At 42.1% G+C, this 15,377-nt stretch carries 17 protein-coding genes; all 17 read right to left on the minus strand.

The annotated features are described in order from the left end of the window. Window positions 1–4 precede the first annotated feature (4 nt). Window positions 5–1,504 (minus strand): complex I subunit 4 family protein, encoded by a 1,500-nt coding sequence (locus CWS20_RS14430; RefSeq protein WP_066189227.1) that lies wholly within the window; start codon window positions 1,502–1,504, stop codon window positions 5–7. After that, a complete protein-coding gene (nuoL, locus tag CWS20_RS14435) occupies window positions 1,504–3,369 on the minus strand; it encodes an NADH-quinone oxidoreductase subunit L (RefSeq protein ID WP_066189224.1) in 1,866 nt (621 codons plus the stop codon). The genes CWS20_RS14430 and nuoL overlap by 1 nt, the downstream gene beginning before the upstream one ends. Window positions 3,370–3,429: 60 nt before the next feature. Beyond that, entirely contained in the window at window positions 3,430–3,744 is a 315-nt protein-coding gene (gene nuoK / locus CWS20_RS14440) for an NADH-quinone oxidoreductase subunit NuoK (protein ID WP_066189221.1), read from the minus strand. Next, on the minus strand, window positions 3,741–4,256 hold the full coding sequence (locus CWS20_RS14445) for an NADH-quinone oxidoreductase subunit J (protein WP_066189219.1): 516 nt from the start codon (window positions 4,254–4,256) through the stop codon (window positions 3,741–3,743). Before CWS20_RS14445 ends, nuoK begins: the two co-directional genes overlap by 4 nt. Next, window positions 4,253–4,672, minus strand: a complete 420-nt coding sequence (nuoI, locus tag CWS20_RS14450; RefSeq protein ID WP_066191963.1) for an NADH-quinone oxidoreductase subunit NuoI — start codon at window positions 4,670–4,672, stop codon at window positions 4,253–4,255. The genes CWS20_RS14445 and nuoI overlap by 4 nt, the downstream gene beginning before the upstream one ends. 108 nt (window positions 4,673–4,780) lie before the next feature. Beyond that, window positions 4,781–5,788 carry an NADH-quinone oxidoreductase subunit NuoH gene (gene nuoH / locus CWS20_RS14455; protein ID WP_066189217.1) on the minus strand — a complete coding sequence of 336 codons (1,008 nt, stop codon included), beginning with the start codon at window positions 5,786–5,788 and terminating at the stop codon, window positions 4,781–4,783. Then, on the minus strand, window positions 5,788–6,888 hold the full coding sequence (locus CWS20_RS14460) for an NADH-quinone oxidoreductase subunit D (protein ID WP_066189214.1): 1,101 nt from the start codon (window positions 6,886–6,888) through the stop codon (window positions 5,788–5,790). The genes nuoH and CWS20_RS14460 overlap by 1 nt, the downstream gene beginning before the upstream one ends. Window positions 6,889–6,892: 4 nt before the next feature. Next, complete coding sequence (locus CWS20_RS14465) at window positions 6,893–7,966, minus strand: NADH-quinone oxidoreductase subunit C (protein ID WP_066189211.1); 1,074 nt, start codon at window positions 7,964–7,966, stop codon at window positions 6,893–6,895. A 3-nt stretch (window positions 7,967–7,969) separates the two neighbouring features. Further along, the gene (locus CWS20_RS14470) at window positions 7,970–8,482 is read right to left on the minus strand and encodes a NuoB/complex I 20 kDa subunit family protein (RefSeq protein WP_066189209.1); all 513 of its coding nucleotides are present in this window, start codon (window positions 8,480–8,482) and stop codon (window positions 7,970–7,972) included. Then, window positions 8,473–8,847, minus strand: coding sequence for an NADH-quinone oxidoreductase subunit A (locus CWS20_RS14475; RefSeq protein WP_066189206.1), 375 nt, complete (start codon window positions 8,845–8,847; stop codon window positions 8,473–8,475). The genes CWS20_RS14470 and CWS20_RS14475 overlap by 10 nt, the downstream gene beginning before the upstream one ends. 568 nt (window positions 8,848–9,415) lie before the next feature. Beyond that, the gene (locus CWS20_RS14480; RefSeq protein WP_066189203.1) at window positions 9,416–9,823 is read right to left on the minus strand and encodes a F0F1 ATP synthase subunit epsilon; all 408 of its coding nucleotides are present in this window, start codon (window positions 9,821–9,823) and stop codon (window positions 9,416–9,418) included. Window positions 9,824–9,845: 22 nt separating this feature from the next. After that, window positions 9,846–11,267: a F0F1 ATP synthase subunit beta gene (gene atpD, locus CWS20_RS14485; protein ID WP_066189199.1), complete on the minus strand. Its 1,422-nt coding sequence runs from the start codon at window positions 11,265–11,267 to the stop codon at window positions 9,846–9,848. 61 nt (window positions 11,268–11,328) lie between these two features. Continuing rightward, a complete protein-coding gene (locus tag CWS20_RS14490) occupies window positions 11,329–12,189 on the minus strand; it encodes a F0F1 ATP synthase subunit gamma (protein WP_066189196.1) in 861 nt (286 codons plus the stop codon). A gap of 148 nt (window positions 12,190–12,337) precedes the next feature. Continuing rightward, complete coding sequence (gene atpA, locus CWS20_RS14495; RefSeq protein ID WP_066189193.1) at window positions 12,338–13,846, minus strand: F0F1 ATP synthase subunit alpha; 1,509 nt, start codon at window positions 13,844–13,846, stop codon at window positions 12,338–12,340. 24 nt (window positions 13,847–13,870) lie between these two features. Then, the gene (locus CWS20_RS14500; protein ID WP_066189190.1) at window positions 13,871–14,407 is read right to left on the minus strand and encodes a F0F1 ATP synthase subunit delta; all 537 of its coding nucleotides are present in this window, start codon (window positions 14,405–14,407) and stop codon (window positions 13,871–13,873) included. After that, window positions 14,404–14,922 carry a F0F1 ATP synthase subunit B gene (locus CWS20_RS14505; RefSeq protein ID WP_066189187.1) on the minus strand — a complete coding sequence of 173 codons (519 nt, stop codon included), beginning with the start codon at window positions 14,920–14,922 and terminating at the stop codon, window positions 14,404–14,406. Before CWS20_RS14505 ends, CWS20_RS14500 begins: the two co-directional genes overlap by 4 nt. Before the next feature lie 207 nt (window positions 14,923–15,129). Beyond that, a complete protein-coding gene (atpE, locus tag CWS20_RS14510; protein ID WP_101226337.1) occupies window positions 15,130–15,342 on the minus strand; it encodes a F0F1 ATP synthase subunit C in 213 nt (70 codons plus the stop codon). Window positions 15,343–15,377 lie beyond the last annotated feature (35 nt).

A 15,377-nucleotide genomic window follows, 5' to 3' on the forward strand; every position in this document is an offset into this window, starting at 1 on the left:
CTCATCACCCTCCTAACCCAATCACGATAGTTTCAATTGTATTTGTTAATCCGCTGGCTATTAAATCCGGGTATACCCCAATGGCTACAATCAAACAGACAAGAATGACAGCCGGTATTTTTTCAATCGTCTCCATATCCTTCACTTTATTAGTTGTTTTTCCTTCTCCAAATGTAATCGACAATACCGCTCTCAGTAAGTAGACAGCTGTCAATATTATGCCGAGGCATCCGACGGCTGCCAGTATAGGCATCGACTTGAATAATCCTAAAAATGACATAAACTCTGCGATAAAGCCGGACATCCCTGGAAGTCCCAATGAACCGAGCGCTCCCACAAGCAAGAATCCAGCAGTAACTGGCATTGCCCTCGCCATACCGCCTAGTTCGGCAAGCTTGGTCGTTTCATATCTCTGATAGAAAATGCTAACGAGCCAGAACAATAATGCTGCTAATAAACCGTGAGAGACCACTTGGAAAATGGCTCCTTGCACCCCCGCACTATTTATTGCGCCAAGACCGATGAGTACGATCCCCATATGCGAAATAGAAGAATAGGCCAGCACCTTTTTAAAATCTGTCTGGATTAGTGCGAGAAAGGCGCCATATAACAGATTAATTACTCCGAGAATGGCAATCCATGTAGCTAATGATTGGAATTGTTCTGGAAAAAAGCCAATTCCAAACTTTATTAAACCGTATGCACCAATTTTCAATAGAATCCCGGCATGCAGCATAACAATGGACGGCGGTGCTTCCACATGGACGCGTACCATCCAGCTATGCAATGGAAAGATTGGTAGCTTGACTCCAAAAGCAATAATTAAAGCGATAAGCAGCGTCATTTTCGTCGACTCTGATAAAATAGCCTTGTTGCTCAGAATGGACATTAATGCCTCAATATTTGTTGTGCCTATCTTGGCAAACAGAAACATAATGACAATAAGCAATATAGCTGAGCCTATGCCGTTATAAATTAAAAAGCTGAGCGCAGCTTTTTCCTTTTCAGCATATCCCCATTTTCCAATAAGGAAGAATGTTGGAATCAGTGTAATTTCAAAAAAGATAAAAAATAGGATAAGGTTGCCTGCTGCAAATACGCCAAACATCCCTATTTGCAGTAGCAGGAAAAGAATAAAGTAGCCTTTCCATTCCTTTTTTATATGAATGGATGCGATGGCAGCTAGTGTAGAAAGCAGCGCGGTCAACACGAGCATCAAAATCGAAAAGCCATCGGCTCTCAGCTCATAATTGACGGAATAGACCGAATTAAACACTTCTGGATTCGCAAACTGCATCCAGCTCACTTTTTCAGCGAAGTCACTTAATTTAGCACCTAATTGAAATGCAATATAAAGATAAAGTGTCAATATCAGCGCAGGTATTGTGGCAAGCACACCAATGAGCTTAATTGCCGACTCCTTTGTTTTCGGAGTAAAAGCTAATACTAAAATACCTAATAATGGGGAGAACACGATTAAAGTTAGCAAGTATGGAAATGTCATTATAAGTACCCCCCTGTCAACGCAAGAACTATGACTAGTACTGCTAATCCTAAAAAGGCGACTGTTCCGTATGTCTGTACCTGCCCGTCCTGCATTCTTGATCCTAGCTTCGATAAACCTGTTATGAAGGCTGTGATTAACTTAATTAACCCTTCGACGATAATGACTTCAAACAATCGAGCGACTCGACTAAGAATGGATGCAGCTTTTACTACAGTAAAATGATAAAACTCATCGATATAATATTTTTTATTTACGAGCTGATAAGCATATGGCGCTCTTGAAGAAAGCCAGTCTCTAGAAAGAGACTTTCTGCTGTATATTAACCAAGCCAATGCAATTCCAAGTAATGAAACGGCAGTAGCCAATCCCATTATCCAAATTGGGCCTTCAATATGTCCGTGACCGAGAGCCGCATTTCCGTCTGTGAGCCAATCGCCGAGAAAGGATCCAAACCACGGGGTATTGATATATCCTGCGAAGATAGCTAAAAAGGCGAGTACCCACATCGGTACCGTCATTACATTTGGTGATTCCTTCACATGATTTGTATCACCTCTTGCCTCTCCACCGAAAACAAGAAAGAACAGCCTAAACATATAGAATGCGGTCATGAATGCAGCGATGATTGCGAGCAAGAATAGAATGGTATGACCATGAACCCATGTTGCCACTAAAATTTCATCCTTGCTAAAAAAACCTGATAATAATGGAACACCGCTTATGGCTAATGTTCCGATTAAAAATAAAGGACCTGTCAGCCTTAATTTTTTCCATAACCCGCCCATTTTCTCAATGTCCTGCGTATGAACCGCGTGAATTACGCTGCCAGCAGCAAGGAATAACAATGCTTTAAAAAATGCGTGTGTAGTTAAGTGGAAAACACCGGCAACATAGCCAGCCGATCCTAATGCAAGCATCATAAAACCTAACTGACTAACCGTGGAATAAGCAAGTACTCTCTTAATATCCTTTTGCACAAGGCCGATGCTGGCTGCAAAAATGGCGGTAAATGCCCCAACGATCGCAACTGTCATTAATGCCGCCTCACTTGCCGCAAATACCGGGAACATTGTGGCGACTAAATATACGCCGGCTGCCACCATCGTTGCTGCGTGAATAAGGGCTGATACAGGTGTCGGTCCTTCCATTGCGTCCGGCAACCAGCTATGAAGAGGAAATTGCCCAGATTTACCGACTGCACCAATGAAAATAAGTATCGCCGTTAACGTAATCATTTCCGAAGAAATAGTACCAGCGGACACTGAAGCAAATATTTCATCATATTCGAAGCTTCCAACCTGCCAGAATAAGAGAATCATGCCAATAAAGAGAGCCACATCGCCAATCCTTGTCATAATGAAGGCTTTCTTTGCTGCAGCTTTTGCTTCCTCTTTATAAAAATAAAAGCCAATTAATAAAAACGAACCTACACCTACAAGCTCCCAGAAAATATATGTTTGCAATAAGTTGGGTGATAGAACAAGTCCAAGCATGGCGAACGTAAATAATCCTAAGTAACTATAAAAAACTGATATCCGTTCATCTCCCTGCATATAGCCTTTCGAATACATATGTACAAGGAAACTGACAAGCGAGACAATGACTAGCATCAGTGCATTTAATTGATTCACTTCAAATCCCGCTGTTAACGTAGCATCCCCTATCGTTAGCCAAGTGGCTTCTGCCTTGTATGTAGGGTTCTCAAAACGAGCGACGAGCACCAACAAGGAAACTATGAAACTGGCAAATGTGAGAAGCATTCCGATATAAGGAGCTGCACTTCCCCATTTTTTACCGTAAACGATAAGCAATAAAAATGATAATAGCGGGAATAGCGGTATAATCCATGCGAATTCCATCATTTTTACGGGTCCCCTTTAATGAATACGCTAGGCATTAGCGTATGTTCTTTTAGCGAAAGATTAATGTTTTAATGCATCAAATTCATCTACATTTACAGTTTTGCGATTCCGATAGATGGCGATGAGAATCGCTAATCCGACTGCAACCTCTGCCGCAGCAACTGCAATGGCAAAAAGCGCAAATACTTGCCCGTCTATGGACGGCATCATCCCGAATTTACTAAATGCAACAAGATTGATGTTGCCTGCATTGAGCATTAACTCAATTGATATAAGGACGATGACTGTATTTCTTTTCGTTAATGCCCCATACAATCCGATGCAAAAAAGAACGAGAGCCAGTGTAAGATAAGCAGAAATCGGTACCGTACTCATTCTTTATCAGCCTCCTCTAGGTCATCCCGTTTTGCCAAAATGATTGCACCGATGAGTGCAACAAGTAGAATGACTGATGTAAGCTCAAACGGAATCACATATTTGGAATAAATCGCGAGTCCTATTTGCTCAGTATTATTTTCATGCAGTGTTGTTGCTTCTTGCGTAAATTCAACATTATATATGCCTAAGTAAAAGACAAGCCCGAAGCCTAAAATACTTAGGAAAATCAAGATTTTACGTATGCGTCCTGCTTTTGGTTCACTATTATCATTATGTCGCGTCAGCATGATTCCAAAGAGCATCATGATGGTAATCGCACCGGAATAGATGAGGATTTGAACAACAGCAATAAACTCGGCTGACAGCATAACATAAACGCCGGCGACGCTTATGAAAGTAAATACTAATGCAACAACCATATGAACAACCTTTGTCAGATTGAGCATCATCACACCGCCGACGATGGCGATGAGCGCCAATAGCATAAAAATGAGAAACTCGCCGCTCATGCCTTATTCTCCTTCCGCAAATTCTGATCGTTTTCATCCAGCCACTGTAAATCCTTGAATAGCTCATCTCTGCTATATTCAGCCAGCTCAAAGTTATTCGTCATAATAATCGCTTCTGTTGGACAAACTTCCGTACATAAATCGCACAGAATGCAGATTTCAAAATTAATATCATAAGTTTCTATGATTTTCCCGCGCTTTTTTGGATCTGGATGTTTTTTTCCTGTAAGCGTTATACAATCTGTAGGGCAAATATTGGCACATTGGTTACAAACAATGCATTTTTCAGGATAAAATTTTTGTATACCACGAAAGCGATCAGGTAATGGCAACGGCTCATTAGGATAATCATATGTTAGCTTTTTTTTCGTTAAATTTTTCAAGGTATATGTTAAGCCTTTTGCTAAACCAAGCATCATTTTCCATCCCTTCTTGTTTAGAAAACCTGGTGTTCGCCAAGCCCTTTCGGCGAATGCCTTAGGCCTCCTTGCGATCATTTCAGAAAAGTTTACATATCTGATTAGCTAAAAGATGTTTAATAGCTCTTTAAGAAGTGCTGTTAAGAATATGTTTGCCAGTGCAACCGGCAACAGCACCTTCCAGCCAAACTCCATCAATTGGTCTGCCCGAATCCTTGGAAAAGTGACACGGAACCAGACAAGAACGAAGATGACAACTATAAACTTTAAGGCAAACCAGACTGCCCCTGGAATAAACCCTAAAAACGGAAGCGGCAGCCATCCCCCTAGGAAAATAACTGTAATAAGCGCAGACATTGCGAACATATACACATATTCAGCTAACATAAAGAACGCCCATCTAAATCCTGTATATTCTACGAAATAGCCGGCAACAAGCTCCGATTCCGCCTCAGCTAAATCAAATGGGACTCTGTTAAGCTCGGCAACAGCGGCGATAAAGAAAACAACAAAAGCAATCGGCTGCCATAATATAAACCAGCCACTTTCCTGCGCAGCGACGATTTCATTCAGATTCATACTGCCTGTTAAAAGAATGATGCCGATGACAGACATAACGAGCGGTATTTCGTAGGAAATCATTTGTGCGGCGGCCCTCATGCCGCCCATTAATGCATATTTATTGTTCGATGCCCACCCTGCGGTGACAATGCCGACGGTTGTTAAACCTGAGATCGCAATGTAATAGAGCAGCCCAACGCCGATATCCGCAAATTGAAAGCGGTCCGTAAATGGAATGACTGCCAGTACCATGAAGGCCGGCGCAAACGCAATCATTGGTGCTAAAATAAACAGCGGTTTATCGGCGATTTTAGGCATGGTGTCTTCTTTTATTAAAAGCTTTAGAACATCGGCGACGGTCTGCAGCAACCCCCAGCGACCGCCAACTTGATTAGGACCATGTCTAAGCTGCATAAACCCCATCACTTTACGTTCTGCCAAAATCGCATAAGTGACAAACCCTAAAACAGCAAATAATAGGATGAGTGCGAGAGCAAAGAAGATGGCAAAGTTCAGCCAGCCTGCTTCTGACGTTAATAATCCTTGAATCATCAGCCATCCACCTCCCCTAGTACAATATCAATCGCACCTAGTATCGCAATCAGGTTTGCCATATTTTGACCGACAAGCAGCTTTGGCAGAATTTGCAGATTATAGAAAGAAGGCCTTCTAAACTTCAAGCGATACGGTTCTTTTTTTCCATCACTGGCTATAAAGCAGCCAATCTCACCACGCGGAGATTCGATTCTAACGAAGGCCTCACCTTGCGGCGGCTTAATAATCTTAGGTACTTTCCCTATCATATCGCCTTGTGCCGGAATCTGATCTGCAGCCTGTTCCAGTATCTTTAAGGATTCCTCTATTTCTTGCAAGCGAACCTGGTATCTGGCCCACGCATCCCCTGTCTCTGCAGTGATAGAATCAAATTCAAAGCGGTCATAGATGGAATAAGGCTCATCCTTGCGCAAATCCCATTTCACACCGGTGCAACGCAGATTGGCGCCGCTCAATGAATAATTTAATGCCTCTTCCTTTGTATACACCCCTATGCCTTTTACGCGATTTAGGAAGATTTCATTGCCGGTGACAAGCTGATCATAACCCTTCAGCTGTTCACGCATATAAGGAACGAACTCTTTTACTTTTTCAATCCACCCCTCAGGCGCATCCCATTTTACTCCCCCCACGCGCATATAGTTGAAAGTTAAACGTCCGCCGGAGATTTCGTTAAGCAAGTTAATAATCATTTCCCGTTCTCTAAAGGCATAAAGAAATGGGCTTGTAGCACCTAGGTCAAGCAAGTAAGTCCCCCACCATACGAGATGGCTGGCAATGCGGCCAAGCTCCATCGTTATTACTCTTAAATACTCTGCTCGTTCCGGTATTTCGATGTTCATCATCGTTTCAACTGCATGGCAGAGAACATAGTTATTTGTCATTGCTGCTAAATAGTCCATGCGGTCCGTGTAAGGGATAATCTGTGTAAATTGGAGATTTTCAGCCAGCTTTTCTGTACCGCGATGAAGATAGCCAATGACAGGTGTAGCTTCTATGATCATTTCTCCATCTAACTTCAACACGAGCCGAAAAACGCCATGTGTACTCGGATGCTGCGGTCCAACATTTAAGAGCATCTCTTCTGTTCTAATCATTGGGCTACACCTCCACATCATAAGGTTCATAATCTTTGCGGAGCGGATAACCAACCCAATCCTCACCAAGCATGATGCGATGCAAATTAGGATGACCCTTGAAGCGAATCCCGAGCAGATCATAAGCTTCGCATTCCGGCCAATTCGCCCCCGCCCATAGCGGTGCAATTGAATCAATTACCGGATCTTCACGATCGATTTTCACCTTTAATGCTACTGATTGTTTATTTTTATAGGAGTATAAATGCGTGTAAATTTCCATATGTGTTTGAAAATCTGTGCCATGAAGCTCTGATAAGAAGTCAAACCCTAATTGCTCATTATATTTAAAAAACTCTGCCAGCTTATAGTATGTTTCCGGCTTGGCTACTATAGTGGGGACATCCTTGCTTAGCCTATTAATATAAGACGCTTCCAGCATCTCACTTCCAAAATGGCTTTCTATAATTTTTATATATTTTTCTAATATTGGCTGGTTTGGTGAAGGCTTAATATCCTCAGGTTCCGTTTGACTTTCTGCTTTCGCACCGCCTCCTGATTTCATTTTCGCTTTCGCAGCGGCGGCGGCTTTCGCTTTGGCGGCTGCAATTGCTTTTGCCTTTTCCTTCTCAAGGTCGCCTGCGCCTGATTGCTTCGCTTTAGCTGCTGCGGCGGCCTTTGCTTTCGCTGCGGCGGCAGCTTTCGCTTTGGCTATATCTAGTGGGTCAGTTTTTGTGGAGGCTGGGTCTTCTTCTTTCGATGCTGCTTCTTTAGCTTCCTTTTTCGCTAATGCGGCGGCTTTTGCTTTGGCGGCTGCGGCGGCCTTTTGTTTGGCAATATCTAGAGGTTCGGCTTCTGTGGAGGCTGGGTTTTCTTCTTTCGATGCTGCTTCTTTAGCTTTCTTTTTCGCTAATGCGGCGGCTTTTGCTTTAGCGGCTGCGGCGGCCTTTTGTTTGGCAATATCTAGAGGTTCGGCTTCTGTGGAGGCTGAGTCTTCTTCTTTCGATGCTGCTTCTTTAGCTTTCTTTTTCGCCAGCGCAGCGGCTTTTGCTTTGGCGGCGGCTTCTTTCTTTAATTGTTCTACATCCTTTTGATCCATTGGTTAAATCACCCTCTTTCCAGTCTTTGCCTCATAACGGATTTTCTCCTTTAGCTTGTTTACTCCGTATATTAAAGCTGCTGGATTAGGCGGACAGCCCGGTATGTAAATGTCAACAGGTACAACTTGATCTACACCCTTTACAACCGAATAGGATTTCACATAGGGTCCGCCTGCTGTTGCACAGGAGCCCATTGCGATGACCCATTTTGGCTCGGGCATTTGATCATAAAGTCTTCTTATGACTGGCGCCATTTTTTTCGTCACCGTGCCTGAGACAATCATGACATCTGATTGGCGTGGCGACGTTCTGAAAAAAGATCCAAAACGGTCCAAATCATAATGCGAAGACCCAACACCCATCATTTCAATCGCACAGCATGCAAGGCCAAACGTCATCGGCCATAACGAATTGCTTCTCGCCCATCCTTTTAATTGTTCTAACGTCGACATAAAGACATTACGTTGGATTTCTGCCATTTCTTCCTGAGTAATATTCTCCAATTTCAAGTCCATTTTAGCACCTTCTTTTTCCAAGCGTAGATGAGGCCAATTAAAAGCATAAAAACAAAAATAAGCATTTCAATTAAGGCAAAAATACCAAGCTTCTCATATGCGACCGCCCATGGGTATAAAAAGACAGTCTCGACATCGAAAATAACAAAGAGAAGTGCAAACATATAATAGCGAACAGTAAACTGAACTCTGGAATCATGAAATGGATCAATTCCACTTTCATAAGTTGTATACTTATTCTCATTAGGCTTATAAGGGCGCAGCAGCTTACCTAAAAACAGAGCAACAACTGGCAATAAAATTCCTAAACTCAGGAAGGCTAGCACAATCAAATAGTTATTTTGATATACATTCCAAAGATCCAAAATCATCCCCCCACGGTTGTTTAAACTATTCTAAATATTAAAAATGTAATCGCATTCATTATAGCATTATTACCGAATGCTGTCGATAACATCAGCCTTATTTTGGCAAATGAACATATTGCCTTATTAGAACTATATGAATTGTTGTCCAAGATATTTCTAAAATGGTGAATTTGGGGTGACTTTCTTTGGTGACTGTAGCAAGATGGTTTAGTGGCTAAGCATTTATAATGGCAATAATCGTTTAGTATTACGAATGATTCTTCATTAATTTTGTTAATTAAAATGACAGAATCGCTCCAAATGAGGCAGAGGGTATATTTGCTGTTTAAAGTGACGGGCTTTCGATTTTTCCCTTGGTCGTCACTTTATTTGTGGTTTAAGTGGCGATATTTCTCTTTTTCTCCTTGTTCATCACTTTATTCACTCGTTTATAATGACGGTCCTACTCCCGTTACTCCTTACGCATCGTTAAATATCCATTTTAGAAGTTAACGCTTCTATAGTAAGCTTGGTTCGCTTAAAATATAAAAACCCCCTCAAGCTCGCACTTAAGGGGGGTACTTTATTAAATATTTCTCTCCGAAACATTGATTCGATTCATTGCACGTTGAAGTGCAAGTTCAGCGCGTTTGAAGTCAACGTTTTCACGTTTTTGCTCGTTCAGACGCTGTTCTGCACGATCTTTTGCACGCTTAGCGCGATCGAGATCAATATCTCCGGATTGTTCAGCAGATTGCGCTAAAATCGTTACTTGGTCCGGACGTACTTCTAGAAAACCACCGTTGACAGCAATCAAATCAGTTTGATTTGCTTTTTTCAAACGGACAGCTCCAATTTGTAACGGTGCAACCATAGGGACGTGGCCTGCTAAAATACCAAGCTCTCCACTTTCAGCTTTCGTACTTATCATTTCCACATCTGACTCATACACCGGGCCATCGGGAGTAACAACACTGACTTTAATCGTCTTCATTTTTTACCCTCCTGGTCCAGAATTAAACCTCTACGCCCATTTTCTTAGCAGCTTCAATAACTTCTTCGATACGGCCAACTAGACGGAATGCATCCTCTGGAAGGTGGTCATATTTACCGTCAAGAATTTCTTTAAAGCCTTTAACTGTTTCTTGTACAGGTACATAAGAACCTGGTTGACCAGTGAACTGTTCAGCCACGTGGAAGTTTTGAGATAAGAAGTTTTGGATACGACGAGCACGTGCTACTAATAGCTTGTCTTCGTCACCAAGCTCATCCATACCTAGGATGGCAATGATATCTTGTAATTCTCTATAACGCTGTAATGTTTGTTGAACAGAACGAGCAACATCATAATGCTCTTCTCCAACTATTTCTGGTGAAAGTGCACGAGAAGTTGATGCTAATGGATCCACGGCAGGGTAAATACCCATTTCAGAAAGCTTACGCTCAAGGTTTGTTGTAGCATCTAAGTGAGCGAAAGTTGTTGCAGGAGCCGGATCCGTATAGTCATCGGCTGGTACGTAAATTGCTTGGATAGATGTAACAGATCCTACGTTTGTAGAAGTGATACGCTCTTGCAATTTACCCATTTCAGTAGCAAGTGTCGGCTGGTAACCAACGGCAGATGGCATACGGCCTAGAAGGGCAGAAACCTCTGATCCTGCTTGAGTGAAACGGAAAATGTTATCCATGAAGAATAGAACGTCTTGTCCTTGCTCATCACGGAAGTACTCAGACATTGTTAAACCAGTTAGGGCAACACGCATACGTGCTCCAGGCGGCTCATTCATTTGTCCGAATACCATTGCCGTTTTCTTAATAACACCAGAATCAGTCATCTCATGGTAAAGGTCATTTCCTTCACGAGTACGCTCACCTACACCAGCGAATACTGAGATACCGCCGTGCTCTTGTGCGATGTTATTGATTAATTCCTGGATTAATACGGTTTTACCTACACCGGCACCACCGAATAGACCGATTTTACCACCTTTGATGTAAGGCGCAAGAAGGTCTACTACTTTAATTCCAGTTTCAAGAATTTCTACTTCTGTAGAAAGCTTTTCAAAAGTTGGTGCTTCTCTGTGGATTGAATCACGACGTACATCAGCCGGAAGGACTGGATCTAAGTCGATCGTTTCTCCTAATACGTTGAAAACACGGCCTAGAGTGACATCACCAACTGGTACAGAAATCGCTGCACCTGTGTCAATTACTTCACTACCACGCTGTAAACCATCTGTTGTAGACATGGCAATGGTACGAACTGTATCATCACCTAAATGAAGGGCAACTTCAAGGGTTAAGTTGATGTCAACTTCAGATTCGTTACGCGCTGCGTTTACAATTGTCAATGCGTTATAGATTTCAGGAAGCTGACCGCTTTCGAACTTTACGTCAACAACCGGACCCATAACTTGAAGAACGCGTCCTTTGTTCATCTTTTTCCCTCCTAGTAAAAAATGCATTGGCGTATTTCGCCATTCTTTTTATAAGAAAAGTCTATTCTAGAGCAGCTGCTCCACCGACGATTTCTGTAATCTCTTGTGTAATCGCTGCTTGACGTGCACGGTTGTAGCTAAGGTCAAGTTGATTAATTAAATCACTTGCGTTATCCGTTGCATTTTTCATTGCTGTCATACGTGCAGCATGCTCACTTGCTTTACTATCTAATAAGGCACCATAGATTAAGCTTTCAGCATATTGCGGCAGCAACACTTTCAAAATTTCTTCAGCGGATGGTTCAAACTCATAAGAAGTCAGCTTATCAGAACCGTTAGTGATTTCTGTAAGCGGAAGAATTTTCTTCGAAGTCACTTCCTGAGAAATCGCACTGATATAGTGACTGTAATAAATATATAATTCATCAAAATTTTCATCAGAGAACATTCCAACCGTTTTGCTCGCAATATCTTTAATTTCGGCAAAAGATGGCTGATCAGCAACCCCAACAATATCGAGAATGACATTCGCGCCTTTGCCTTTAAAGAAATCAAGAGCCATACGGCCAATCGCAATGATAACATATTCATCGTTTGATTTATGACGCTTCTGAATTGTTTGGTATACAGCCTTCAAAATACTACTGTTATATGCACCAGCAAGACCACGGTCAGATGTAATAACAACATAACCAGTCTTTTTAACAGGACGGCTTACTAGCATCGGATGTGATGCATCAGCACTTCCTAGCGCAATTGAAGCAGTAACGTCTTGAATTTTTTCCATGTAGGGAACGAATGATTTCGCATTCATCTCAGCACGGCTCATTTTCGCAGCTGATACCATTTGCATTGCTTTTGTAATCTGGCTCGTTTTCTTTGTGGAATTGATTCGATTTTTAATATCGCGTAATGATGCCACAGGTTCTCACCACCCTCATACTAAGTGTGTCCGGCTTATCACTTTAGAAAAAGCAACGAGCCTTTCCTCATCGTTCGATCCTGTAAAAGATCATGCATGAAAATGCAGGAGGGGATGTAAAATCCCATCCTGTCACTATCTGCAATGATTATTCAGAAACAGCAAATGTTTTCTTGAATTGGTTAATTGCAGCAACCATATCTTCATCAGCTGGAAGCTCTTTCGTTGTAACGATATGGTCAAGTAATTCTCTATGATTTTGGTCTAACCAAGAAAGGTACTCAGATTCGAAACGGCGGATATCTTGTACTGGGATATCATCTAAGAAGCCGCGAGTAAGCGCATAAAGAATCGCTACTTGTTTTTCAACTTTAAGCGGCTTATTAAGATCCTGTTTAAGAACCTCTACAGTACGAGCACCACGGTTTAATTTAGCTTGTGTTGCCGCATCTAGATCAGAGCCGAATTGTGCGAAAGATTCAAGTTCACGGAATGACGCAAGGTCAAGACGAAGTGTACCTGCAACTTTTTTCATCGCTTTTATTTGTGCAGATCCACCTACACGTGATACAGAAAGACCCGCGTTGATCGCCGGACGAACACCGGAGAAGAATAAGTCAGACTGTAAGAAGATTTGTCCATCAGTGATGGAGATAACGTTTGTTGGAATATATGCAGAAACGTCACCTGCTTGAGTTTCGATGAATGGAAGAGCTGTAATAGAGCCAGCGCCTTTTGCATCGCTCAATTTAGCAGCACGCTCTAATAAACGGCTGTGCAAGTAGAATACATCCCCTGGATATGCTTCACGACCTGGAGGACGACGTAATAGTAATGAAAGTTCACGGTAAGCAGCTGCTTGCTTTGTTAAGTCATCATATACAACAAGAACGTGCTTGCCATTGTACATGAATTCTTCAGCCATTGATACACCAGCATATGGAGCTAGGTATAGTAATGGAGCTGGCTGAGATGCAGAAGCTGTTACAACGATTGTGTAATCTAATGCACCTTGCTTACGAAGTGATTCTACCGCATTACGTACAGTAGATTCTTTTTGTCCGATTGCAACATAGATACAAATCATATCTTGATCTTTTTGGTTCAAGATTGTATCAACTGCTACGGAAGTTTTACCAGTTTGACGGTCACCGATGATTAACTCACGTTGTCCGCGTCCGATTGGCACTAATGCATCAATCGCTTTAATACCTGTTTGAAGTGGCTCGTGTACAGATTTACGATCCATAACACCAGGAGCTGCGCCTTCAATAGGACGAGTTTTAGTAGTATTAATTGGACCCATACCATCTACAGGCTGTCCAAGTGGATTCACCACGCGTCCGATAAGTTCTTCACCTACCGGTACCTCCATGATGCGTCCTGTACGGCGGACCTCGTCACCTTCTTTAATGTCAGTGAATGGCCCTAAAATTACGATACCGACGTTACTTTCTTCAAGGTTTTGCGCCATACCCATAACGCCGTTTGAAAATTCAACAAGTTCGCCAGCCATGGCATTATCTAAACCATGAACACGTGCGATACCGTCACCAACTGAGATAACAGTACCAACATCACTCACTTGAATTTCCGCCTGATAGTTTTCGATTTGCTTTTTTATCAGCGCACTGATTTCTTCAGCTTTGATGCTCATGAGTTTCACCCCTATCTACGAATCTTAGCCTAACAATTGTCGTTCAAGTCTATCTAGCTTTCCGCGCATGCTGCCGTCGAAAATTTTATTTCCGATGCGTAGCTTAACGCCGCCAAGAAGGTTTGAATCAACTATATTTTCAATCCGAAGTGATTGTTTTCCGACTTTAGCTGCAAATGTTGCAGATATTGCATTGCGCTCGTCATCTGTCAATGGACGAACTGAATAAACTTTTGCCTCAGCGATGCCCTTTTGGTCATCAGCCAGACTGATAAATTGATCGACCACATCAGAAATATGATCTTCACGATGACGTTCGATTAAGATTAATAATGTATTTAATACATATGTGTTAGCGGATGCAAATGCTTCCTTCACAATCTCTTTCTTCTTCTCAATTGGAAGCTTCGGAGATTTTAACACTGCTTTAAATTCAGAGTTATGATTTACTACGTCTTTCACTGCACGAAGCTCATCTTCCATTTGGTCAAGAAGCTGTTGTTCATTCGCAAGCTGGAATAGAGCTAACGCGTAGCGCTTTGCTACTAAAGAGCCCGTCATCGCTTCTCGCCTGCCTCTTGAATGTATTCGTTAATTAGCTTTTCTTGATCTGCTGCGCTTAATTCCTTCTCAATTACTTTAGAAGCAACAAGGACAGATAATGAAGCAACTTGTTCACGAATAGCTGCAACGGCTTGTTCTTTCTGCTGCTCGATTTCAAGCTTAGCAGATTCTTTCATGCGGTCAGACTCGGAGCGAGCTGTAGTGATGATTTCTTCACGTTGAACTTCGCCTTGTTTTTTCGCACTTTCAATCATTGCTTGCGCTTCTGTACGCGCTTCTTTAAGAAGGGCTTTTTGCTCTTCTAATAATTTCTTCGCTTCTACGCGGCTTTCTTCTGCAGCTGTGATTTCATTAGCGATGTGCTCTTCACGCTGTGTCATGATTCCCATTAGCGGGCCCCATGCGAATTTTTTAATTAACGTTAGTAGAATGAGGAACATAGCTAGTTGGAATAAAATATCCCCACCGTTAAATCCACTTGCTGCACCTAATACAAAACTATCTAATAACACCTTCGATTCACTCCCTTCAAGAGACGTTCACTAAAGGACTAACTATTTCAATCCATACGGAAAATATTAATAAACATTAGAAAAACTTGGGCGTAGCCAAGTTCTATCGGCGAAGGCCTTAGTTTTTCTTATTTCTTATTAGCTAAAGGAAAGGCGAAGGTCCACTATAAATGATCTTCGCCATTTTAAAAGATTAAGAGCAGTTAATTAGCCACCGATAACCATGAACGCGATAACTACGCCGATGATTGGAACAACCTCAACTAACGCTACCCCGATGAACATTGTTGTTTGAAGCATACCGCGAGCTTCTGGTTGACGCGCCATACCTTCAACTGTTTTTGAAACGATAAGACCGTTACCGATACCTGCACCTAGTGCTGCTAAACCGACTGCAATTGCTGCTGCTATAAGACCCATTATTTGTTTCCTCCTTAGAATATTAAATAAAATTA

It is taken from the genome of Cytobacillus horneckiae (assembly GCF_002835735.1).
GTDB classification, from domain to species: domain Bacteria; phylum Bacillota; class Bacilli; order Bacillales; family Cytobacillaceae; genus Cytobacillus; species Cytobacillus horneckiae.